Raw genomic sequence first — 23,831 nt, 5'->3', positions numbered from 1 at the left:
TTGGCTCTCAGAACCACCCATCCTGCATCGCCAGACACGTATCATCCCGCGCCTCAAGCAACGCCAGCTCATGCTGGCAACCCGGCACTTCCCATGTCAGGAAATACCGCGCCGCCTGTAGCTTGCCCTTATAGAAGTCAGCATCCGCCGCATTGCCTTTGGCCAAGCCTTCCTCAGCCCGAATCGCCTGCTCCAGCCAGCGCCAGCCAATCACCGTGTGCCCGAACACCTTCAGGTACAGCGCCGAATTCGCCAGGCTGCTGTTGACCTTGCCCTGCGCCAGATCGGTCAGCAGGCCGATGGTGACTGTTTGCAGGCGAGCCACCAATTGCTCCAGTGGCTCACGCAGTGCGGTCAACGATTCGTACGCGGTCGCGCGCTCGGCAGTGTTGGCGATCAGGCGGATCAGTTGCTTGAGCCCAGCGCCGCCGTTCTGCGCCAGTTTGCGCCCGAGCAAGTCCAGCGACTGAATGCCGTGGGTGCCTTCATGGATCGGGTTCAGGCGGTTGTCGCGGTAGTACTGTTCCACCGGGTATTCGCGGGTGTAACCGTGACCGCCGAGAATCTGGATCGCCAGTTCGTTGGCCTTCAGGCAGAACTCCGACGGCCAGGATTTGACGATCGGCGTCAGCAAGTCCAGCAGCTCGTGGGCCTGTTTGCGCTCGCCTTCGGTTTCCAGCGTGGTGGTGTCATCGAACAGCCGCGCCGCGTACAGACCGAGGTCAAAGGCCCCTTCGACGTAGGATTTTTGCGTCAACAGCATGCGTCTTACGTCTGCGTGCTGAATGATCGCTACCGGTGCGGTGCTCGGATCCTTGCTGTCCGGCACTCGGCCTTGCGGGCGTTCGCGGGCGTACTCCAGCGAGTACAGGTAACCGGCGTAGCCGAGCATCACCGCGCCCATACCGACGCCAATCCGCGCCTCGTTCATCATCTGGAACATGTAGCTCAAACCATGGTGCGGCTTGCCCACCAGATAGCCGACGCACTCGCCGTTATCGCCGAAGTTCAGCGCGGTGGAAGTGGTGCCGCGCCAGCCCATCTTGTGGAACAGCCCGGCCAGCAGCACATCGTTGCGCTGGCCGAGGCTGCCGTCATCATTGACCAGAAACTTCGGCACGATGAACAGCGAAATGCCCTTCACCCCCGGCGGCGCGTCCGGCAGCTTGGCCAGGACCATGTGCACGATGTTTTCCGACAGCGGATGATCGCCGCCGGAAATGAAGATCTTGTTGCCCTTGAGTCGATAAGTGCCGTCGGACGCCGGCTCGGCGCGGGTACGAATATCCGACAGCGACGAGCCGGCGTGCGGTTCGGTCAGGGCCATGGTGCCGAAGAAGCGCCCGTCGATCATCGGTTGCAGGAAGCGCTGTTTCTGCTCGTCGGTGCCGAAGCTTTCGATCAGGTTGGCCGCGCCCATGGTCAGGAACGGGTAGGAAGTGGTCGCCGCGTTCGCTGATTGAAAGTGGGCAAAGCAGGCTTGCGACAGCAGCGTCGGCAGTTGCATGCCACCGGCTTCGAAGCTTCGTGCGGCATTGAGGAAACCCGCCTCGAGGAACGCGTCCACCGCCGGTTTGACTTCGGGAATCAGCATCGCCTGACCGTTCTCATAACGCGGCTCGTTCTCGTCGCCCTTGCGGTTGTGCGGTGCGAAGTATTTCTCGGCGATGCTGCGCGCGGTGCCGATGGCCGCGTCGAAGGTCTCGCGGTTGTGTTCGGCGAAGCGCTCACGCCGGGTCAGGCCCTCGGCATCGAGGACTTCGTACAGCTCGAAAGCCAGATTACGGGAACTGAGCAGCGTCTCGGACATGGCGGCCTACCTGAACATTGGGATTGGGCCGAGTCTAGGCGTGCTGATAAAGGCTGAACAGGATGATTGATGACGGTGATGTTGGAGCCGAGCACCGACTTAACAAACACCCCAAAACAACTGTGGGAGCGGGCTTGCTCGCGAAAGCGGTGCATCAGTCATTGCAGATGTCGACTGACACAACGCCTTCGCGAGCAAGCCCGCTCCCACATTGGGATTTGATTGTCAGGCAACCATCGCGGTTGCCTGACTTCTCGGGTTTAACCGATAGTCATCAAGCTCGCATTACCCCCCGCCGCCGCGGTGTTGACGCTCAACGCGCGCTCGATCACCAGGCGCTCCAGCGCGATGTTGGTCTCGCCCTGGGACAAGCCCTGAACGCCAACGATCGCACCGGCACGTTTGGCAATCTGCTGGCAGACACCACGCAACTGGTCGGAATGACCGTGATGCAGCACGGCATCAAACACCACTTCATCCTTGTGCCAGTCGGCAACCCGTTTGATCCGCGCCTGAACTTCCTTCGGCAGGCGTGTGAACAATGCCTTGCTGATGTCGGATTCCGGCCATACCGCCGAACCGCCGACCGCCAAGACCGCCGCCAGTTGGGTCAGCAGATCGCCTTCGACGTCGGCCAGGCACAGCACGTGTTCACGCGGCAGTATCGCGTAGCTGTTCTTCTCGCCGGTCGGGCCGGCCAGCACGCGGGTGATACCGCTTTGCGACTGCGCGGCGTACTGCACGCACAGGGCGCTCAGTTCGGCGTATTGGTTGCTCTCGGCCCAGGCCTTGAAGGCGTTCAGCGGTTTGCTCATGGCATCACGCAGACGCACGTCCGGGGCGACGGCTGCATCACCGCGAGCGAAGGATTGTTCGATCGCGTCAGTAGGACGGGTCGACAGCAGGCGGTACAGGTACAGCGGACCGCCGGCTTTCGGGCCAGTACCCGACAGGCCTTCGCCGCCGAATGGCTGCACGCCGACCACGGCACCGACGATGTTGCGGTTGACGTAGACGTTACCGGCGTTGACGTTGTCGATCACCTTGGCGATGGTCTCGTCGATGCGGGTGTGTACGCCGAGGGTCAGGCCATAACCGGAGGCATTGATCTGGCCGATCAACTGGTCGATGTCCTTGCGCTTGTAGCGCACCACGTGCAGCACCGGGCCGAAGATCTCGCGTTGCAGCTCGTCGAAGCTTTCCAATTCGATCAGGGTCGGCATGACGAAGGTGCCGCGTTTGACTTCTTCGCTGTCGGCGATAGCCACCTGGTACACGCTGCGACCTTTATCGCGCATGCCCTGGATGTGCTTGTCGATGCCGGCCTTGGCTTCGGCGTCGATCACCGGGCCAATGTCCACGGACAGACGCTCAGGGTTGCCGAGGCGGCTTTCAGCCATCGCGCCTTTGAGCATTTCGATGACACGGTCGGCGGAATCTTCCTGCAGGCACAGCACGCGCAGGGCCGAGCAACGCTGACCGGCACTGTCGAAGGCAGAGGACACCACGTCGATCACCACTTGTTCGGTCAGCGCCGAGGAGTCAACGATCATCGCGTTCTGCCCGCCGGTTTCGGCGATCAGCGGAATCGGACGGCCCTGGCTGTCGAGACGACCTGCGATGTTGCGTTGCAGCAGACGCGCCACTTCGGTGGAACCGGTGAACATCACGCCTTTGACGCGCTCATCACCGACCAGACCGGCGCCGACGGTTTCACCGCGACCCGGCAGCAGTTGCAGCACGCCTTCGGGAATCCCGGCTTCCAGCAGCAAGCGCACGGCTTGCGCGGCAACCAACGGAGTCTGTTCAGCCGGTTTGGCCAGTACCGGGTTACCGGCGGCCAGCGCGGCAGCGACCTGACCGCTGAAGATGGCCAGCGGGAAGTTCCACGGGCTGATGCACGCCACCGGGCCCAGTGGGCGGTGGGCGTCATTGCTGAAATTGTTGCGTGCCTGCACCGCGTAGTAGCGCAGGAAGTCGACCGCTTCGCGCACTTCGGCAATGGCGTTGGCGAAGGTCTTGCCGGCTTCACGGGCCAGCAGTCCCATCAGTGGCTGGATCTCGCCTTCCATCAGGTCGGCGGCACGCTCCAGAATCGCCGCGCGCTCGGCTGGCGGAGTAGCCTGCCAGATTGGCGCAGCATTCAGGGCGCACTGGATCGCGTTGTCGACGTCTTCGACGGTGGCTTCCTGCACGTGACCGACCACATCGCGGTGATCCGCCGGGTTCAGCACCGGTGCCGGGGCTTCGTTGCTGGACGCGCAACCGAGCATCGGCGCGGCTTTCCAGTTGTTGTGCGCAGTGGCGAGCAGGGCGCAGGACAGCGAGGCCAGACGATGTTCGTTGGCCATGTCGATGCCGGCGGAGTTGGCGCGATCGGCGCCGTAGAGGTCACGCGGCAGCGGAATGCGTGGGTGCGGCAGGCCGAAACCACCTTCCACGGTCGCCATCTGCTCGATCTGCGCCACCGGATCGGCCACCAGTTCCTGAATCGAAATCGACTGGTCGGCGATGCGGTTGACGAACGAAGTGTTGGCGCCGTTTTCCAGCAGACGACGCACGAGGTACGCCAGCAGGGTTTCGTGGGTACCGACCGGTGCGTACACGCGGCACGGACGGTTCAGCTTGCCTTCGGAAACTTTGCCTACAACTTGCTCGTAGAGCGGTTCGCCCATGCCGTGCAGGCACTGGAATTCGTACTGGCCCGGGTAATAGTTCTGACCGGCAATGTGGTAAATCGCCGACAGGGTGTGGGCGTTGTGCGTGGCGAACTGCGGGTAGATGACTTCCGGCACCGACAGCAGTTTGCGTGCGCAGGCAATGTAGGACACGTCGGTGTACACCTTGCGGGTGTAGACCGGATAGCCTTCCAGGCCTTCGACCTGGGCGCGCTTGATTTCGCTGTCCCAGTACGCGCCTTTCACCAGACGGATCATCAGGCGATGACGGCTGCGACGGGCCAGATCGATCACGTAGTCGATCACGTATGGGCAACGCTTCTGGTAAGCCTGAATCACGAAGCCGATGCCGTTCCAGCCGGTCAGTTGCGGTTCGAAGCACAGGCGCTCGAGCAGATCCAGCGACAGCTCCAGGCGGTCGGCTTCTTCGGCGTCGATGTTCAGGCCGATGTCGTATTGCTTGGCCAGCAGGGTCAGCGACAGCAGGCGCGGGTACAGCTCGTCCATCACGCGCTCGTACTGCGCACGGCTGTAGCGAGGGTGCAGGGCCGAAAGCTTGATGGAAATGCCCGGGCCTTCATAAATCCCACGACCGTGGGAGGCTTTGCCGATGGAGTGGATGGCTTGTTCGTACGACGCCAGGTACTTCTGCGCGTCGTGTTCGGTGAGTGCCGCTTCACCGAGCATGTCGTAGGAATAGCGGAAGCCCTTGGCTTCGAACTTGCTCGCGTTGGCCAGCGCTTCGGCGATGGTTTCGCCGGTGACGAACTGCTCGCCCATCAGACGCATGGCCATGTCGACGCCCTTGCGGATCATCGGCTCGCCGCTCTTGCCGATGATTCGGCTCAGCGACGAGGTCAGACCAGCTTCATTGTGGGTCGACACCAGTTTGCCGGTCAGCAGCAGACCCCAGGTCGCGGCGTTGACGAACAGCGACGGGCTGTTGCCCAGGTGCGGCTGCCAGTTGCCGGTGCTGATCTTGTCGCGGATCAGTGCATCGCGAGTGCCTTTGTCCGGGATACGCAGCAGCGCTTCGGCCAGGCACATCAGGGCCACGCCTTCCTGGGACGACAGGGAAAATTCCTGCAGCAGGCCCTGAACAATGCCTGCACGACCGCCGGCACTTTTCTGGTTACGCAGTTTTTCCGCGATGGTCGCAGCGAGTTTGTTGGTGGCTTCGGCCATCGGTGCCGGCAGGCGTGCCTGCTCGATCAGCATCGGCACCACTTCCGGCTCAGGGCGGCGGTAAGCAGCGGTGATCGATGCGCGCAGTACTGATTGCGGCAGGATGCTTTCAGCGAATTCGAGGAAGCACTGGTGGGCGTGATCGGTATGGACTTCGCCAGCGTCATCGCTGTCCTTGGCGGTCAAACCGTTCAGCTCGGTCAGGGTTGCACCACCCTCGAGTTTTTCCAGGTAATTGAAAATTGCCTGCTTGATCAGCCAGTGCGGTGTGCGATCAATCGAGGTCGCGGCAGCCTTCAGGCGCTCGCGGGTCGGGTCATCGAGTTTGACCCCAAGGGTGGTGGTAGCCATATTTTTATCCTCATGGTTGCCACAGTTGCGTGGCATCAGCTGGCGGCAAGATTAGCCGTGCGCCGGAAGAGGTGCAACCGGGTGCAACCCTTTTTTTGTCGGAAAAATAAACGCTTCGTCAGGAATTATTTTCTGGTACTGAAGTGCCGCTCCTGCGTGGTGCTTTTACTTCTAGCGGAGCGCCGTGACTGCGCTAAAAAGGAGCAAAAACGGCATATTTATCGGTATATCCGACTAGGTGCAACTTAATCGCCAGAAACTGGTTGCACCTTTTTTACTTTGTTGCATAGCATTCGCGCCCAAGGTGCAACCGGGAATACCCGGTGCATCGGCTGGTGGCTTTCCTGGGGAAACATCAGTCCTAAATGCGCGGGATCCCGTTTCGTCTGCCAAACGTCGTCGTTTGTGGACGATCAATCACCGCTGCAACATAAAAACAAAGCCAGGGCGTAACTTAATGAGCGTAAGCAATCCAACACTGATCACGTTCGTGATCTACATCGCAGCAATGGTGCTGATCGGCTTCATGGCCTATCGCTCCACCAATAACCTCTCTGACTACATTCTTGGCGGCCGCAGCCTGGGCAGCGTCGTGACGGCTCTGTCTGCCGGTGCTTCCGACATGAGCGGCTGGTTGTTGATGGGCCTGCCGGGCGCCATCTACATGTCCGGTCTGTCCGAAAGCTGGATCGCCATCGGCCTGATCGTCGGCGCCTACCTGAACTGGCTGTTCGTCGCCGGCCGTCTGCGTGTGCAGACCGAGCATAACGGTGATGCCCTGACCCTGCCGGACTACTTCTCCAGCCGTTTCGAAGACAAAAGCGGCCTGCTGCGCATCATCTCGGCGGTGGTGATTCTGGTGTTCTTCACCATTTACTGCGCTTCCGGCATCGTGGCTGGCGCCCGTCTGTTCGAAAGCACCTTCGGCATGTCCTACGAGACGGCGCTGTGGGCCGGTGCTGCGGCGACGATTGCCTACACCTTCGTCGGCGGTTTCCTCGCGGTGAGCTGGACTGACACCGTACAAGCCACGCTGATGATCTTCGCGCTGCTGCTGACGCCGATCATCGTGCTGCTGGCCACCGGTGGTGTCGATACCACGTTCCTCGCCATCGAAGCTCAGGACCCGAGCAACTTCGACATGCTCAAGGGCACCACCTTCATCGGCATCATCTCGCTGATGGGCTGGGGTCTGGGTTACTTCGGTCAACCGCACATCCTCGCGCGCTTCATGGCTGCTGACTCGGTGAAGTCGATTGCCAACGCCCGTCGCATCTCCATGACCTGGATGATCCTGTGCCTAGGCGGCACCGTCGCCGTGGGTTTCTTCGGTATCGCCTACTTCTCGGCGCACCCGGAAGTGGCCGGTCCAGTCACCGAGAACCACGAGCGGGTGTTCATCGAGCTGGCAAAAATTCTTTTCAACCCGTGGGTTGCCGGTGTCCTGCTGTCGGCGATTCTCGCCGCTGTGATGAGCACCCTGAGCTGCCAGCTGCTGGTTTGCTCGAGCGCCCTGACCGAAGACTTCTACAAAACCTTCCTGCGCAAATCCGCTTCCCAGGTGGAACTGGTGTGGGTCGGTCGCGCGATGGTGTTGCTGGTGGCGCTGATCGCTATCGCCATGGCCGCCAACCCGGAAAACCGCGTACTGGGCCTGGTGTCCTACGCCTGGGCCGGTTTCGGTGCCGCGTTCGGTCCGGTGGTGCTGATCTCGGTGATCTGGAAGGACATGACCCGCAACGGCGCACTGGCCGGCATCCTGGTCGGCGCGATCACCGTAGTGGTCTGGAAGCATTTCGAACTGCTGGGTCTGTACGAAATCATCCCGGGCTTCATCTTCGCCAGTCTGGCCATCTACATCGTCAGTAAATTGGGTGAGCCAACCAAAGGCATGGTGCAGCGCTTTGAAGCGGCGGAAAAAGATTTCCACCTGAACAAGTGATGCATTGAGCTTCGGCTCACCAGAAAACGGCCCGCTTCCTACAGGAGGCGGGCCGTTTTTTTATGCCTGCAATATCCCTGAGTCAGCATAGATCTCCTGTGGGAGCGGGCTTGCTCGCGAAAGGGTCGTGCCAGTCGACATTGATTTCATTTGACCCACCGCATTCGCGAGCAAGCCCGCTCCCACAGTTGTTCGGGGGTGATTTTGAGAGGGTTGTCTGTAGTCGCATGCGCCGATTTTCGAAGGCTTTTTCGACAGGAAAAGTAGGGCAAATCTGATTTTCCCGTCACCCACCCAACACCTCTTGCCCCTCATGCAGAATCGCCCGCCCTCAATCTGCAGAGAGACATCGGATGTTCGCGCCTGCCAATCAACCGCGTTTCACGTTGACCCTCGAAGGCGCCCAAGTTGATCTCAAAGTCCTTGAGTTCACGGGCAAGGAAGCCATCAGCCAACCCTTTCGTTTCGAGCTGGAACTGGTCAGTGAGCGTCCGGATCTGGACCTCGAAAGCCTGCTGCACCGTCAGGCGTTTCTGAGCTTCGATGCGGAAGGTTCCGGTGTCCATGGTCAGATTTATCAGGTCGGGCAGGGCGATTCCGGGAAACGTCTGACGCGCTACCACCTGAGCCTGGTGTCGCGTCTGACCTACCTCGGTCACCGCATCAACCAGCGGATTTTTCAGCATCAGACGGTTCCGCAGATCGTCGCGCAGATCCTCAAGGATCACGCAATCCTGCGCGATGCCTTCGAGTTCCGCCTCGGCAGCGATTACCCGGTGCGGGAATATTGCGTGCAATACGTCGAGAGCGATCTGGCGTTCATCCAGCGCCTGTGTGCCGAGGTCGGCATTCATTACCACTTTCAGCACAGTCCCGAAGGCCATCTGTTGGTGTTCGGCGACGATCAAACGGTGTTTCCGCGCCTGGCCGAGCCGACGCTGTATCTGCCGGGCAGCGGCATGGCGTCGACGGCGCCGGCCATCAAGCGCTTCAACGTCCGGGTGGAGACTCGCACCAGCGTGGTCACCCGGCGCGACTACAACTTCGAAAAGCCGCGACTGCAACTGCAAAGCCGCAGCGACAGTGAGCAGCGCCCGGTGCTCGAGGACTATCACTTTCCCGGCCAATTCAACGATCGAGAAACCGGCAGGCAACTGGCGCAACGTACGCTGGAAAGGCATGTCGCCGACTACCGTCAGGCTGAGGGCATCAGCGACGTATCCGCACTGGTTTGCGGACATTTCCTGCAACTGAGCGAGCATCCGCGCCAGGACTGGAATGACCTGTGGCTGCTCACCGCCATCGAGCATCATGGCCGACAGCCGCAAGTGCTGGAGGAATCGGTGACCAGCGATGGGGAAACATTCCAGGGTTACCGTAATACCTTTCTTGCCACGCCGTGGGAGGTGTTCTTTCGCCCGGCGTTGGGGCCGGAAAAACCGCGCATGCCCGGTTATCAACCGGCCGTGGTCACCGGGCCGCAAGACACGGAAATCCATTGCGACGAGTACGGCCGGGTCAAGGTGCAACTGGCCTGGGATCGTGACGGCGAGCTCAACGAGCATTCCAGTTGCTGGCTGCGCGTTGCCACGGGTTGGGCGCATGATCATTACGGCAGCGTGCTGATCCCGCGGGTCGGCATGGAAGTGCTGGTCGGTTTCATCGATGCCGATGCCGACAAACCGTTGGTGATGGGTTGCCTGCCAAACGCCGCAACTCCGCTGCCGCTGGATTTGCCAGCGGACAAGACCCGCAGCATCCTGCGCAGCCAGAGCAGCCCCGGTGGCGGCGGTTATAACGAACTGCGCATCGAGGACAAGAAAGGCGCCGAGGAAATTTACCTGCGCGCCCAGCGCAATTGGACCCAGCATGTCCTGCACGACCAGCAGGTGCAGGTCGACAACCAGCGCAGCATTGTCGTCACTGGCCTTGCCAGCCATGAACTCAAGGCTGACGAGCAGCGCATCACCCACGGCCAGCGCCAGACCGAAGTGAAACAGGACGATCACCTCACGGTTATTGGTGATCGGCATATTCGGGTGAGTAGTCAGGCAACCAGTGCGAGCGCACAAATTCACGTCAGTGCCGGGCAACAAGTGGTGATCGACGGTGGCGCGAGCGCGACGATTCAGGCCGGCGGGCAATGGATCAACATCGGTCCCGGCGGGATTTTCAGTAGCGTGCCGATTGTCGTGGGTGGGGCGCCAATGGCGGCGATGAGCGCGGCGCCGAGTGTGCCGGGGTTGCCGGCAAAACTCGCAGCAGCACCAGCGGCCATGCTCACTGCTGCGCAAATCATGAGCTTTAAAGGTGATGCACCATTCTGCGAAGAATGCGAGCGTTGCAAGGACGGTGTCTGTGCAGCCTGAGTGCCTCACACCTGCAGAGTGGCTGGCGCGTGAACCGCTGAAACCTTCGGAGCAACTGTTCGCGATTTTCAGTAATGCCAGCGACGCCAGGCCTCCGCTGGTCGCGCCGGCCCCGATCTGGGCGGACACGATCTACGCCGAGTGGGACGCGGTGATGCCCTTCGTGGGAATTGTCGCGGCGGACAGTGAGTTTCTCGATTGGGTGGCCTCTACCGAGTCTCGCGACTGGGGTTGGCTGGCGGTATCTTCCGCGAGCCTGGAAGTGCTGGTCGAGCATTTTTGCAGCCTGACTCAGGTGCTGATGCCGGATGGCAAAGCGGTGTTTTTTCGCTTCTGGGATGGGCGGTTTTTGTTGCCGATCCTGCAGTCCGATGAAGTGCATTCTGCGCAGTTGATGCCGGTGATCTCGCGCGGCTTGATCAATGGACAGGCCGTGGAGATTGGGGGCAGGGCGCAGGTTTCAGGGCGGGTGTTTCCCTGGTGGAAAGTGCCTGAGTCAGTGCTGGCTTCAGCAGGGAATTCAGTCCGGATCGGGAATGCGCTGCAGTGGCTGAGCGAGGAGCATCCGGCGCTGTACGAGGCGTTTCCGCAGGCTGTGTTGCGCTGCAAGGTTCAGCAGTTTTTTCAGGTTTCGGCGTCGGAAGAATCGTCGCCATCGGTGCTGTTGGCGTATTTGCAGGACGAAGCAGAATGAAATTTCCGGGCGAAGGCTTCGGAAATTTCCCGCGAGTTGCGGCGGATTTCATGAACTGGTGGGCGGTGGGTTGCGGGGATAGTCTTTTCGTTGTCACTGCGAGAGTGGTGGCAGGGTGTAGGAACCCGTTACCTATGGTGCATCAGCGCTGTTGATTTAATTGCGACATGTAACTTGTGCCAGCAATATCTTTAGCGGCGGCTGTGTGCGGGGCACGCTTTGGCGTGGCCGAATTCCATGGGTCGGTTCCTACTCCCGTGCACAGCTGCCACCCGATCCCGTAGGAAGGAGCGAGGCAGTTCATTTTCACATCCATGGTAGAAAATATGACGATGCTTAAACCCGACCCACCCTACGAACAAATCATCCCCCATCCCGACAACCGCTTCATGGCCCTGACCGGCAACTGCAGCGACATGCCCACCCTGTTCATCGACACCCAAGTCCCCCTCGACATCCTAATGGACGCCGCCAACCACCGCATCCGCGCCGTGATTCAAGTGCTGGAAAACATGTGCATGCGCGGCTCGGTCGAGTGCGACTCCATCATCCTCAGCGACTTCGCCATGCTCTGCGCCATTCCGCTGCGTGACGGCTGCGATGTGCTGGATGTCATCGGCAAACGCTTGAGCGCGATGCCGGCCTGAAAAAAGAGCAAAAGATCGCAGCCTTCGGCAGCTCCTACAGGGGGGAACGCCAATCCTGTGTAGGAGCTGCGTGACGGCTGCGATCTTTGGACTTTGGCTCAATCAGCGATATACGCATCCTGAGTTTTGATAAAGCGGTCGAACGCCTCGGAGTTGTAGACCTTCATGCACCCAAAAAACACTACTTTTTCATTCGAGTATTTACTGTTTGAAGGTTTCTGCTCGTAAGCCGCCAACACGTAGTTTCGGGTTTCTTTGTAGGGATCGTGCAGCACCTGGAGCGTGTCTTCATTTTGCAAAATGGTATGCATGCCTTTGCCCATGAACGAATAGGCATTGGCGGACAGTGCGATGTCTTTTTCCAGCGCGGAGCGTTCGTTGAATGGCTTCAGAATGCAGTGGCTCAGTCCGTAGTTTTTTAGTGACTGGCGTGCCTGTTCAATGTGAGTTTCGTCGGCAAGGGCGAGGTATGGGCTAAGCAGGCTGAATAAGCAGATGATCAGATATTGCATGAGTTTTTGACTTCCTGTCGTTCATGGTTCGCCAGTTTAACGCCATAAAAGCAAAGCCCCTCACCCTAGCCCTCTCCCAGAGGGAAAGGGGACTGACCGAGTTGTCTGGGTGATGTACGCCGACCTGCGCCTTCGGTGGTGAACGTCAGTTGGCCAAGCCTGAGATCACGCTGATCATTCAGGTCGATGTAACTCGCAAGATCACCACCGTTAGTCCCCTCTGCCTCCGGGAGAGGGTTAGGGTGAGGGCCGGCTTTTGTCCGCTCGGCCGCCAACCCCTGACTTGCCGCCCGGTAAAAGGTAAACTTCACGGCCCTCGCAGGAGCAGCCATGAATTATCGTCACGCCTTCCATGCCGGCAATCACGCCGATGTGTTCAAACACCTGACCTTGACCCGCCTCATCGCCTTGATGTCGCGCAAGGAGCAGCCGTTTGCCTATCTCGATACGCACGCCGGTATCGGTTTGTATGACTTGCAGGGTGATCAGGCCAACCGTACCGGCGAGTACCTGGAAGGCATTGCGCGTTTGTGGGATCAGCCGGATCTTCCGGCGCTGACCGCCGACTACATGAAGGTGCTGCACGAGATGAACCCGGATGGCCAGTTGCGCTACTACCCGGGTTCGCCGGAGTTAGCGCGGCGTCTGACCCGGCCTCAGGACCGGGTGATGCTCAACGAGAAACACCCGGAAGACGGGGTGCAGCTCAAAGAGAACATGGCCGGTGACCGTCGGGTCAAGGTGCATCTGGGCGAGGGCTGGCATGTGGCGCGGGCGATGCTGCCGGTGCAGGAGAAGCGTGCGGTGATGTTGATCGATCCGCCGTTCGAGCAGCTCGACGAGATGCAAAAGTGTGCGGCGTCGCTGAAAGAAGCGATTGGCCGGATGCGCCAAACCGTGGCGGCGATCTGGTACCCGGTAAAGGACCAGCGTGCGCTGCGACGTTTCTATCAGGATCTGGCTGGTACCGGTGCGCCGAAGTTGCTGCGCGTGGAACTGCTGGTGCATCCGCTGGATACGCCGAACAGCCTCAACGGCTCGGGGATGGCGATTGCCAATCCGCCGTGGGGGCTGGAGGAAGAATTGCGTGAGCTGCTGCCGTGGTTGTCCAAGAAGCTTGGGCAGACTCAGGGTGGGTGGCAGATGGATTGGTTGATTGCTGAAAGCTGATCAACTGTTTTAGCGGTGTCTGAACGGACGCCTTCGCGGGCAAGCCCGCTCCCACAAAGTACTGCGCCATTTTGAAGTCGGCGCTAAACCTGTGGGAGCGGGCTTGCCCGCGATGCTTTGGGGTTTAGTTACCCGCCAGGCTCGGTGGCATGCACACGCCGGTGCCGCCAATCCCGCAATAGCCCTCAGGGTTCTTCGCCAGATATTGCTGGTGATACGCCTCGGCGAAGTACACGGTCGGCGCCTGCTCGATCTCGGTGCTGATGTCGCCCAGACCCGCCTTCGACAGTTCAGCCTGATACACCGCTTTGCTCTTCAGCGCAGCGTCCAGTTGCTCTGGCGAGGTCGCGTAGATCACCGAACGGTATTGGGTGCCGATGTCGTTGCCCTGACGCATGCCCTGCGTCGGGTTGTGCAGCTCCCAGAACATCGCCAGCAGCTCTTCGTAGCTGACCTTGGCCTTGTCATACACCACCAGTACCACTTCGGCGTGGCCGGTCAGGCCCGAGCAGACTTCTTCGTAGGTCGGGTTCGGCGTGTAGCCGCCGGCGTAGCCGACCACGGTGCTGACCACGCCTTCGCGCTGCCAGAAGCGGCGCTCCGCCCCCCAGAAGCAACCCAGACCGAAGATCGCAAAGTCGACGTCCTGGAAAAACGGGCCGAGCAGCGGAGTTTCTTCGAAGACGAAATGCTTTTCAGGTAGGGTCATCGCGGTTTCGCGGCCGGGCAGCGCTTGTTCTTTGGTCGGTAGCACGTTTTTGTTCACCAGAATTTCCGAGCGCAGAACCATGATCGTTCCTCTCAGTCAGGATGGGATGTAAAAAGTCAGACCGTCAGTGTGCCGAATGATGCCGGATTTCGCACTATTCAAATGTGGGAGCGGGCTTGCTCGCGAATGCGGTGTGTCAGTCGACATCAAGATTGCCTGACAAACCGCATTCGCGAGCAAGCCCGCTCCCACAAGTGGAATTCATCGACAGGGATATCGGTGGGGGCTAGAGGCAGAGCGGGCCGCGCGGGTAGCGCTTGAGCGCCTGGATCAGCTCGGCGCCGGGGATCGGCCGGTCGAACAGGTAGCCCTGGCCGACGTCGCAGCGGTGGCGACGCAGGAACGCCAGTTGCTCGGCGGTCTCGATGCCTTCGGCCACGACTTTGAGCTTCAGGTTGTGGGCCATGGCGATCACCGCGGAGGTGATTTCCATGTCGTCCTGGTTGTCGGGGATTTCGTGGATGAAGCTGCGATCGATCTTGATGATGTCGATCGGGAATTTCTTCAGGTAGCTGAGCGACGAGTAACCGGTGCCGAAGTCGTCCATGGCCAGGGTCAGGCCCAGACGCTTGAGCTGGTCGAGCTGCAAGTGAGTGTCTTCGGTGGCTTCCAGCAACAGGCCTTCGGTCAGCTCCAGTTCGAGCAGATTGGCCGGCAGCGCTTCTTCCTTGAGGATGTTGGCGATGGACGCGACCAGATCCGGGTCGGAGAACTGCTTCGGCGAGAGGTTGATTGCCACTTGCAGATTGCCCATGCCCGCAGCGGTCAGTGCCTTGCTCATGCGGCAGGCCTGACGCGCGATCCACTTGCCGATCGGAATGATCAGGCCGGTCTCTTCGGCAACGCTGATGAACTGGTCCGGGCGGATCATGCCGCGTTCCGGGTGATTCCAGCGCAGCAGCGCTTCCATGCCCAGCAGGCGACCGCTGCGCAGGCACAGCTTGGGCTGGTAGAACACGTCCAGCTCGTTCTGGGTCAGGGCGCGGCGCAGGTTGTTCTCGACGAACAGCTTGTAACTGGCCTCGGCATTCAGCGCCTCGGTGAAGACTTGCACCTGATGTTTGCCGTTGGCCTTGGCCTTGTGCAGGGCCAGACCGGCGTTGCGCATCAGGGTCTGCGGATCGCGACCATGCAGCGGCGCACAGGCCAGGCCCACGGAGCCGGTGACACTGATCAGCTGGTTGTCGACGAACATCGGTTTATCGAGGGTCGCCAGTAATTGGTTGGCGATCTGCTGGCCGGTGGCGAGGTCGGTGTCGTCGAGCAGCACTGCAAATTCGTTACTGGCGAAACGCGCGAGGCTGCCGCTCGGGCTGAGGCTGTTGCGTAGGCGCCGGGCAAGGCTGATCAGCAGTTTGTCACCGGTCTGGTGACCGAGGCTGTCGTTGATCCGCTTGAAGTTGTCGATGTCCACCAGCAGCAGGCTGATCGGGGTATCGCTATCGCGGGCGAAGCGTTCATCCAGATTGCGGATAAACGCCGGGCGGTTGCCGAGGTTGGTCAGGTTGTCGGTGTACGCCAGACGTTCTATGCGCTGCTGCGCCAGTTTGGTCTGGGTGATGTCTTCGTAGATGCCGATGTAGTGCGTCAGCTCACGGTTGTCGCCATACACCTTGGAGATCGACAACTGGCCCCAGTACGGTTCGAGGTTTTTGCGCCGGCTCTTGAATTCGCCCTGCCAGCTGTTGCTCTTGGCCAGCGCCGAGGGTGCGTCGAACAGCAGCTCGCTGAGGTTTTCCAGCGCCGGCAGCTCCGACAGGCGCTGGCCGTGGACTTCCTCGGTGGAGTACTGGGTAATCGCGGTGAAGCTCGGGTTGACGTACTCGACCACGCCGTCGCAATTGACCAGCAGAAAGGCGTTGGCACTTTGCTCGACCGCACGCTGGAACAGGTGCAGGGCGCTGGTGGCGGTGCGGCGGTTGTGGTTGTTGATGACCTGGGCGAACTGGTCGGCCAGCTCACCGGCAAAGGCGATTTCGTCGGACTGCCAGGCGCGGGTCACGCCGGTCTGCTCCAGGCAGAGCACGCCGACCACTTGGCCGTCGACCCGGATGCTGGCGTCGAGCATGGCGTTGACGTCACGCGGGCGCAGGGCTTCGGCCATCTCACGGGTGCGCGGGTCGCGCATCGCATTGTGCGCGTCGATGGCGCGGCTGCCGTGCAGCGCTTCCATGTAGTCGGGGAAGCCGCTGATGTCGATCACTTCCGGCAGGATGTATTCCTGCGTTGCGCGGTGATACGCCGAAATCGGCACCAGCAGATTGCCTTCGAGGTTCCACAGGCTGGCGCAGTCGATTTCATAGATATCGCAGGCGCAGCGGGTGATCAGTTCGGCGGCTTCCTGCAGCGAGTTGTGGCTGCTGTAGCGCTGGCGGGCGAGCAGCAGAATCAGATCCTGCTGGGCGCGCACCCGATCAAGGTGCTGCAGTTGTTCCTGCTGGGCACGTTGGTTGAGTTCGAGGGCGATCTGCAGGCGCGAGTTCTGGGTTTCGAGGTCAACGGACGGCAGCGTTGGCGCTTCGTCGAACACGTCATCGACCGCCAGCAAATAACCGCGCAGCAAGTGTCGATTGTGCTGTTTATAGGCTTCGCCCAGTTCGAGGATGCTCAGCACGCCCGCAGCGGTGTGCAGTGCGTAGCGCACCAGATAGTGCGGACTGTCACGCAGTTGCTGCTGAATGGTGTCGTGCAGTTGATAGCGCGCTTCAGGCTCCATCAGGCTGGCATACGGTGAACCGACCAGTGCACAGAGCTCGACGGCCGGCTGGCCGAACTGGCGTTCGCAGTTGGGGTCAAGAAACAGCATTGCCCAACTGGCTTCATTCAAGCGCTCGAAACGCAGCATGCCGAGCCGCGAGGGCACAGGCAACTGCGTCACTACCTCGGCCGCCATACGGCTGGCGGCATCGGGTTGGCTCTTCATGAAGGAACTCGCTTGGAAATATGCTGAACGCGCCGGGCTCGCGCCCTCTTTACTGTTGCCTGCGGCAAGGTTGCATCATTGCGGCACCGACTGACAAGAGAGATGAAGGCCAAGTGCTATAAGAATGTGTCGGCCGCTCGGGGCATTTCTCCAGTGGGTGGTTGAAAAGAGCAAAAGATCGCAGCCTGCGGCAACTCCTACAGGGAATACGAAGTCCTTCAGGAGCTGCCGCAGGCTGCGATCTTTTCAGAATTCAACGCAATTTAATGCTGATCGATTGCAGCTTCTTGCCATCCCGATCATGGTAATAGACCAGAATCTGATCAGCCTCGACCACCACATGGGCGAAGTTGTCCTCACTGACCACCGCGCTGGTCAATTCATGCCGATAATCGCCCGCGGCCGTGCGCGCCAGCGGTTGATCGAGGATGAACGTCGACGCCTTGGCATAGGGCAACAGCTTGCTGTTGCACAGCGGCGAGGAAACGATGGTGTGGACTTCGAAGTCCGGGTCTTCGCTATGGGTCAGGCGCGAGGTCAGCGAGCCGTGCACGTCGCCCGAGACGAATACGACATTCCTGATCTGTTGGGTGCGAATGGTTTCCAGCAGACGCAGGCGCTGCTCCGGGAAGGCTTTCCAGGCATCGTCGCCGTGCAGTTTGCGATCCGGATAGAACATCACGCTGGTGACCACGAATTTGACCCGTGCCTTGCTGTTGCTCAGCCAGGCGACCAGGGCCTGTTCCTGCTCGCTGTCCAGGATGCGTCGATCATCAGCAGCCAGGTTGCGCCGAGTGCGGCTATCAGTGACAAACCATTCAATATCGCCATCGCTGAACTGATACCAGTAATGCGCCAGTTTTGAATGATCAATCTCGCCATCAACTGTTAGTTCATGCGCCGGACTATGACTGGCTTGATACAACTCATACGCCGCCATTGCATTGCGATATAACTCATGATCGGACTTGCTGGCGTTCGCCGGCCAGTTGTCTTCAATTTCGTGATCGTCGAGGATCATGTAAGTCGAAGTGCCGGACATCAGCCGCTGAATATTCGGTTGCGAGAACGCCGCGCGGTATTTGTCGAGGATGTCCTTGTATTCGCGATCCGGGGCAATCAGGTTGAGGTCGTCGACATAGATCTGGTCTCCGGTCATCAGGGTGGCGCTGATCGGCGGCTCGGCGCCTTCGATCAACTGATTGATCGAGGCGAATATACGGTCGCCAATTTGGGGCAGGGAAGCAATGCCGGCGGTCATGCGCAGGTAGCGACAGGAGCCGATGATGTAAGCGCGTGGCTGCGCGGGGTCGCTGGCACGGGTGCGAAAGCGGTAGATCTCGCGCGGCCATTGCAAAGGCAATTCGGCGATGCTCTCGACGGTATGCACCGGGCTCATGGGGCTGAACCAGCCCGTCTGGTATTCGTATTCGCAATGGCTCTCCAGGTCATTCAATGAAAAGACCTGGCAAAAATCGCGCAAAGCACTTAAACGGGAAAAAAGGCTATTTGACCATTGATTGCTGTCGCGCTTTCGATAACGCAGGCCGGCAAATGTGGTGGCGTTGTTTTGCGAGTCGCCGCGCATGAAGATGCGTGCGTGATTAGTTGTTGTATGGCCAATAATCGGGCCGACAGTTGGTTTTAACATGTTCGAATCCGTTCGAATTGATACTTGAATAACGGTCAGTGTTTAGCAAGTTATTCGTTTAACTTGTGCCGCCAAGGTTAGTTGTCGGCGGATAAAAAATATCGGCGCGAAGTGGACTGGACTCGTGGCTTAAGTAGACCGAAGTTGTAGGAATAAAAGCGTTGTAACTTTTCTTCGGGCAAAAAAAGCCCCGTCAAACTGACGGGGTTGAGGTACGAGCGTGTGGCGCTCGAAAACGTGGGACGCAATCGGCCCTCCGTTGCCGGAGGGCCGAACGCTTTACAGCAGGATGGTGCGGATGTCGCCCAGCAGGCTGCCCAGACGCTGGGTGAAGCGTGCAGCGGCGGCGCCGTTGATCACACGGTGATCGTAGGACAGCGACAGTGGCAGCATCAGTTTCGGCTGGAAGGCTTTGCCGTCCCAGACTGGCTGGATGGTTGCCTTGGAAACACCGAGGATCGCCACTTCGGGCGCGTTGACGATCGGCGTGAAGCCGGTGCCGCCAATGTGGCCGAGGCTGGAAATGGTGAAGCAGGCGCCTTGCATCTCGTCCGAAGAGAGCTTCTTGGTGCGGGCTTTTTCAGCCAGCGAAGCAGCTTCTGCAGCCAGTTGCAGCAGGCTCTTCTGGTCGACGTTCTTGATGACCGGTACCAGCAGGCCATCTGGAGTGTCGACCGCGAAACCGATGTTGACGTACTTCTTGCGAATGATCGCCTTGCCGCTTGGCGCCAGCGAACTGTTGAAGTCCGGCAGTTCCTTGAGCAGGTGCGCACAGGTCTTGAGCAGCAGCGGCAGGATGGTCAGCTTGACGCCGGCCTTCTCTGCGACGGCTTTCTGCGCAACGCGGAACGCTTCCAGCTCGGTGATATCCGCCGAGTCGAATTGCGTCACGTGCGGCACGTTCAGCCAGCTGCGGTGCAGGTTGGCAGCGCCGACCTGCATCAGGCGGGTCATCGGCACTTCTTCGATTTCACCGAAGCGGCTGAAGTCCACGACCGGGATCGGCGGGATGCCCGCGCCACCGGTTGCGCCGCCAGCAGCCGGCGCTTCCTTGGCCTTCTGCATCATCGCCTTGACGTAAACCTGCACGTCTTCCTTGAGGATGCGACCGTGCGGACCGCTGGCGCCAACGGCGCTCAGCTCGACGCCGAACTCGCGGGCCAGTTGACGCACGGCCGGGCCGGCGTGAACTTTGGCACCAGGCTTGGCCGGAGCAGCAACCGGAGCGGCAGCAGCAGGTGCAGCGGCAGCCGGAGCAGCAGCGGCCGGTGCCGGAGCGCTTGGCGCAGCGGCGGCAGCTGGAGCCGGGGCAGCAGCAGGGGCTGCGCCTTTGACTTTCAGCTTGAGGATCAGGTCGCCGGTACCGACTTCGTCGTCCAGCTTGATGGAAATGCTTTCCACCACGCCAGCGGCAGGCGATGGGATTTCCATGCTTGCCTTGTCGGATTCGAGAGTGATCAGTGACTGGTCGGCTTCAACGCTGTCGCCAGCCTTGACCAACACTTCAATGATCTTGGCCTTGCCGGCCGAACCGATGTCCGGAACATGGATGTCCTGAACGCTGTCAGCCACTGGAGCAGCTGGGGCTGCCGCAGGAGCAGGCGCAGCAGCGGCTGGCGCAGCGGCCTGAGCCGGAGCGGCCGCAGCCGGGGCCGCAGCACCCGCCACTTCCAGATCCAGAATCAGGTCGCCGGTGCCGACTTCGTCGTTGAGCTTGACGCTGATGGCCTTGACCACGCCCGCGGCAGGCGACGGGATTTCCATGCTCGCCTTGTCGGATTCCAGGGTGATCAAAGATTGATCAGCCTCGACGGTGTCGCCGACCTTGACCTGGATCTCGATGATCTGCGCCTTGCCCGAGGAACCGATGTCCGGCACGTGCACTTGCTGCACCGAAGCGGCGGCAGGCGCAGCGGCTGGCGCGGCGGCGGCAGGGGCCGCAGCCGGTTTTTCTTCGGCTTTCTTGGCCGGAGCAGCAGGAGCAGGGGCCGCGGCAGCGGCGCCCTCGACTTCCAGCTCAAGCAGTTCGTCGCCTTCTTTCAGACGGTCGCCCAGCTTGACTTTCAGGCTCTTGATGACGCCGGCTTTCGGGGCCGGCACTTCCATGCTGGCCTTGTCCGATTCCAGGGTCAGGATGCTCTGGTCGGCTTCGATACGGTCGCCGACCTTCACAAACAGTTCAATTACTTCACCTTCACCGCTGCCGATGTCAGGTACGCGAATGAGTTCGCTCACAAAATGTCTCCTCAGCAGTCCAGTGGGTTGCGTTTTTCCGGGTCGATGCCGAACTTGACGATGGCCTCGGCCACCACTTTAGGTTCGATATCACCACGGTCAGCCAGTGCTTCCAGGGCTGCCAACACCACGAAATGACGGTCGACTTCGAAGAAATGACGCAGTTTCTTGCGGCTGTCGCTGCGGCCGAAACCGTCGGTGCCCAGGACTTTGAATTCCTTGGACGGTACCCACTGACGGATCTGCTCGGCGAACAGCTTCATGTAGTCGGTAGAAGCGATGACCGGACCCTTACGGCCGCTCAGGCACTCTTCAACGTAGCTCTGCTTAGGCTTCTGGCCAGGCTTCAGACGGTTGCTGCGCTCTACGGCCAGGCCGTCGCGACGCAGTTCGTTGAAGCTGGTGACACTCCATACGTCGGCGCCGATGTTGAACTCTTCACGCAGGATCTTCGCCGCTTCACGCACTTCACGCAGGATGGTGCCGGAGCCCATCAGCTGTACATGATGCGCTGCATCGCGGGTGTCTTCTTCAAGCAGGTACATGCCTTTCTTGATGCCTTCTTCGGCACCGGCCGGCATGGCTGGCTGCTGGTACGACTCGTTCATCACGGTGATGTAGTAGAAGATGTCCTGTTGCTCTTCGGTCATCTTCTTCATGCCGTCCTGAATGATCACCGCCAGCTCGTAGCCGTAGGTCGGATCGTAGGTGCGGCAGTTCGGGATGGTCGCGGCCAGCAGGTGGCTGTGACCGTCTTCGTGCTGCAGACCTTCACCGTTCAGGGTGGTACGGCCGGCGGTGCCGCCGATCAGGAAGCCACGGGTACGGCTGTCGCCAGCGGCCCAGGCCAGGTCACCGATACGCTGGAAGCCGAACATCGAGTAGAAGATGTAGAACGGCAGCATCGGCTGGTTGTGGCTGGAGTACGAAGTACCGGCAGCGATGAAGGAACTCATGGCGCCTGCTTCGTTGATGCCTTCTTCAAGGATCTGACCTTTCTGGTCTTCCTTGTAGAACATCACCTGGTCTTTATCGACTGGCTCGTAGAGCTGGCCGACGGAGGAGTAGATGCCCAGCTGACGGAACATGCCTTCCATACCGAAGGTACGGGCTTCGTCCGGGATGATTGGCACGATGCGCGGGCCGATTTCCTTGTCCTTGACCAGTTGCGCGAGGATCCGCACGAAGGCCATGGTGGTGGAAATTTCACGGTCGCCCGAACCATCGAGGATGGCTTTCAGGGTGTCCAGGTCCGGCGTCGGTACGCTGAAGCTCTGCGCGCGGCGCTGCGGTACGAAACCGCCCAGTGCGGCACGGCGCTCGCTCAGGTAGCGGGCTTCGGCGCTGTTTGGCTCTGGCTTGAAGAACGGCAGGTTCTCCAGCTCTTCGTCCTTGACCGGGATGTCGAAGCGATCGCGGAACAACTTCAGGCTGTCGACGTCGACTTTCTTGGTGTTGTGCGCAGTGTTTTTCGCTTCGCCGGCACCGGTGCCATAACCCTTGATGGTCTTGGCGAGGATGACGGTTGGTTGTTCTTTGTGGTTGACCGCTTCGTGGTACGCCGCATAGACCTTGTACGGGTCGTGGCCGCCACGGTTGAGTTTCCAGATCTCGTCGTCGGACAGGTCGGCAACCATCGCCTTGAGTTCAGGCGTGTTGAAGAAGTGCTCGCGAACGAACGCACCGTCTTTGGCTTTGTAGTTCTGGTACTCGCCGTCGATGACTTCGTCCATGCGACGTTGCAGGATGCCGTCGACGTCTTTGGCCAGCAGTGGGTCCCAGAAACGGCCCCAGATGACTTTGGTCACGTTCCACTGTGCACCGCGGAACACGCCTTCGAGTTCCTGGATGATCTTGCCGTTGCCGCGAACCGGGCCGTCGAGGCGCTGCAGGTTGCAGTTGATGACGAAGATCAGGTTGTCCAGCTTCTCGCGGCCGGCCAGGGAGATCGCACCCAGGGATTCCGGCTCGTCGCACTCGCCGTCGCCCAGGAAGCACCAGACTTTCTGTTTGCCCGGCTGGATGAAGCCGCGGTGTTCCAGGTACTTCATGAAGCGAGCCTGGTAGATCGCCTGGATCGGACCCAGACCCATGGATACGGTCGGGAACTGCCAGAAGTCAGGCATCAGCCAAGGGTGCGGGTAGGACGACAGGCCCTGACCGTCGACTTCCTGGCGGAAGTTGTTCATCTGGTCTTCGGTGATGCGGCCTTCCATGAACGCACGGGCGTAAACGCCTGGCGAGGTGTGGCCCTGGAAGTAGATCAGGTCACCGCCGTGTTCGTCGGTCGGGGCCTGGAAGAAATAGTTGAAGCCGATGTCATACAGGGTCGCACTGGAAGCGAAGCTGGAGATGTGACCACCCAGGTCAGAATCTTTCAGGTTCGTACGCATTACCATGGCCATTGCGTTCCAGCGCACCAGCGAGCGAATGCGGCGTTCCATGAACAGGTCGCCAGGCATGCGTGCTTCGTGGGTTACCGGGATGGTGTTGCGGTAAGGCGTGGTGATGGCGTAAGGGAGCTGCGAACCGCTGCGGGTCGCCAGTTCACCCATACGGGTCATCAGATAGTGAGCACGGTCTTCGCCTTCTTTGTCGAGAACCGATTCCAGGGCGTCCAGCCATTCCTGGGTTTCGACGGGATCGAGGTCTTGCATGGCTTGCTCCAGGGCGGAAAGGCTTCCAGAATCGGTTGCCTGAGTTTGCGACTGGCCTTGTGGGCAGACGATTTAAAATTCTTGGATTGCCGACAGGTTGTTCCGGCGGCGTGTAGTTTTACTACAAATCTTTGAGCATTTCAGCCTTTCGCCTGTATAGACGAGTAGTAAAACTACAGAGGAAAGGCTTGTGGCCTCCGACTGCGTTGTGAGAATAATCGTTAAGGTTGGTCGATTA

13 protein-coding genes are annotated in these 23,831 nt (G+C 60.1%); 5 read left to right on the top strand and 8 right to left on the bottom strand.

All coding sequences use genetic code 11. The features are described from left to right. Positions 1-7 precede the first annotated feature (7 nt). Complete coding sequence (locus M0808_RS12820) at positions 8-1,810, bottom strand: acyl-CoA dehydrogenase (RefSeq protein ID WP_247841328.1); 1,803 nt, start codon at positions 1,808-1,810, stop codon at positions 8-10. A 260-nt stretch (positions 1,811-2,070) separates the two neighbouring features. Then, positions 2,071-6,024 (bottom strand): trifunctional transcriptional regulator/proline dehydrogenase/L-glutamate gamma-semialdehyde dehydrogenase, encoded by a 3,954-nt coding sequence (gene putA / locus M0808_RS12815; protein WP_247841326.1) that lies wholly within the window; start codon positions 6,022-6,024, stop codon positions 2,071-2,073. Positions 6,025-6,481: 457 nt separating this feature from the next. On the opposite strand from putA, the gene putP reads away from it, so the two are divergent. The 4 genes from putP (at position 6,482) to M0808_RS12795 (ending at position 11,676) form a co-directional block, all read left to right on the top strand. Next, positions 6,482-7,966: a sodium/proline symporter PutP gene (putP, locus tag M0808_RS12810; protein ID WP_139053534.1), complete on the top strand. Its 1,485-nt coding sequence runs from the start codon at positions 6,482-6,484 to the stop codon at positions 7,964-7,966. A 353-nt stretch (positions 7,967-8,319) separates the two neighbouring features. Next, the gene (locus tag M0808_RS12805) at positions 8,320-10,335 is read left to right on the top strand and encodes a type VI secretion system tip protein VgrG (RefSeq protein WP_247841325.1); all 2,016 of its coding nucleotides are present in this window, start codon (positions 8,320-8,322) and stop codon (positions 10,333-10,335) included. Continuing rightward, positions 10,325-11,029: a DUF4123 domain-containing protein gene (locus M0808_RS12800; RefSeq protein ID WP_247841323.1), complete on the top strand. Its 705-nt coding sequence runs from the start codon at positions 10,325-10,327 to the stop codon at positions 11,027-11,029. The genes M0808_RS12805 and M0808_RS12800 overlap by 11 nt, the downstream gene beginning before the upstream one ends. Positions 11,030-11,355: 326 nt before the next feature. Further along, on the top strand, positions 11,356-11,676 hold the full coding sequence (locus tag M0808_RS12795) for a hypothetical protein (RefSeq protein ID WP_247841321.1): 321 nt from the start codon (positions 11,356-11,358) through the stop codon (positions 11,674-11,676). 98 nt (positions 11,677-11,774) lie between these two features. Here M0808_RS12795 and M0808_RS12790 read toward each other — a convergent pair whose 3' ends face one another. Continuing rightward, a complete protein-coding gene (locus tag M0808_RS12790) occupies positions 11,775-12,188 on the bottom strand; it encodes a hypothetical protein (RefSeq protein ID WP_003220987.1) in 414 nt (137 codons plus the stop codon). 330 nt (positions 12,189-12,518) lie between these two features. On the opposite strand from M0808_RS12790, the gene rlmJ reads away from it, so the two are divergent. Then, entirely contained in the window at positions 12,519-13,358 is an 840-nt protein-coding gene (gene rlmJ / locus M0808_RS12785) for a 23S rRNA (adenine(2030)-N(6))-methyltransferase RlmJ (protein WP_003220988.1), read from the top strand. 124 nt (positions 13,359-13,482) lie between these two features. Here the strand turns inward: rlmJ and msrA are convergent, their stop codons facing one another. The 5 genes from msrA to aceE form a co-directional block, all read right to left on the bottom strand. Next, positions 13,483-14,148 (bottom strand): peptide-methionine (S)-S-oxide reductase MsrA, encoded by a 666-nt coding sequence (gene msrA, locus M0808_RS12780; RefSeq protein WP_139053530.1) that lies wholly within the window; start codon positions 14,146-14,148, stop codon positions 13,483-13,485. Between the two features lie 205 nt (positions 14,149-14,353). After that, positions 14,354-17,050 carry a GGDEF and EAL domain-containing protein gene (locus M0808_RS12775; protein ID WP_247841319.1) on the bottom strand — a complete coding sequence of 899 codons (2,697 nt, stop codon included), beginning with the start codon at positions 17,048-17,050 and terminating at the stop codon, positions 14,354-14,356. 253 nt (positions 17,051-17,303) lie between these two features. Continuing rightward, entirely contained in the window at positions 17,304-18,701 is a 1,398-nt protein-coding gene (locus tag M0808_RS12770; protein WP_247841317.1) for an alkaline phosphatase D family protein, read from the bottom strand. A 279-nt stretch (positions 18,702-18,980) separates the two neighbouring features. Next, positions 18,981-20,936 carry a dihydrolipoyllysine-residue acetyltransferase gene (gene aceF, locus M0808_RS12765; RefSeq protein ID WP_247841315.1) on the bottom strand — a complete coding sequence of 652 codons (1,956 nt, stop codon included), beginning with the start codon at positions 20,934-20,936 and terminating at the stop codon, positions 18,981-18,983. Between the two features lie 11 nt (positions 20,937-20,947). Continuing rightward, the gene (gene aceE, locus M0808_RS12760) at positions 20,948-23,593 is read right to left on the bottom strand and encodes a pyruvate dehydrogenase (acetyl-transferring), homodimeric type (protein WP_003220999.1); all 2,646 of its coding nucleotides are present in this window, start codon (positions 23,591-23,593) and stop codon (positions 20,948-20,950) included. Positions 23,594-23,831 lie beyond the last annotated feature (238 nt).

This window comes from Pseudomonas sp. MWU12-3103b (assembly GCF_023100615.1).
Classification (GTDB): domain Bacteria; phylum Pseudomonadota; class Gammaproteobacteria; order Pseudomonadales; family Pseudomonadaceae; genus Aquipseudomonas; species Aquipseudomonas putida_A.
This window is presented reverse-complemented; position numbering and strand designations above follow the sequence as displayed.

Excerpts from the sequence above, each read along its gene's own strand:
- aceE (WP_003220999.1), bottom strand. The coding sequence starts at position 23,593 with ATGCAAGACCTCGATCCCGTCGAAACCCAGGAATGGCTGGACGCCCTG.
- putA (WP_247841326.1), bottom strand. The coding sequence starts at position 6,024 with ATGGCTACCACCACCCTTGGGGTCAAACTCGATGACCCGACCCGCGAG.
- M0808_RS12790 (WP_003220987.1), bottom strand. The coding sequence starts at position 12,188 with ATGCAATATCTGATCATCTGCTTATTCAGCCTGCTTAGCCCATACCTC.
- M0808_RS12770 (WP_247841317.1), bottom strand. The coding sequence starts at position 18,701 with ATGTTAAAACCAACTGTCGGCCCGATTATTGGCCATACAACAACTAAT.
- msrA (WP_139053530.1), bottom strand. The coding sequence starts at position 14,148 with ATGGTTCTGCGCTCGGAAATTCTGGTGAACAAAAACGTGCTACCGACC.
- M0808_RS12820 (WP_247841328.1), bottom strand. The coding sequence starts at position 1,810 with ATGTCCGAGACGCTGCTCAGTTCCCGTAATCTGGCTTTCGAGCTGTAC.
- M0808_RS12795 (WP_247841321.1), top strand. The coding sequence starts at position 11,356 with ATGACGATGCTTAAACCCGACCCACCCTACGAACAAATCATCCCCCAT.
- putP (WP_139053534.1), top strand. The coding sequence starts at position 6,482 with ATGAGCGTAAGCAATCCAACACTGATCACGTTCGTGATCTACATCGCA.
- rlmJ (WP_003220988.1), top strand. The coding sequence starts at position 12,519 with ATGAATTATCGTCACGCCTTCCATGCCGGCAATCACGCCGATGTGTTC.
- M0808_RS12775 (WP_247841319.1), bottom strand. The coding sequence starts at position 17,050 with ATGAAGAGCCAACCCGATGCCGCCAGCCGTATGGCGGCCGAGGTAGTG.
- M0808_RS12805 (WP_247841325.1), top strand. The coding sequence starts at position 8,320 with ATGTTCGCGCCTGCCAATCAACCGCGTTTCACGTTGACCCTCGAAGGC.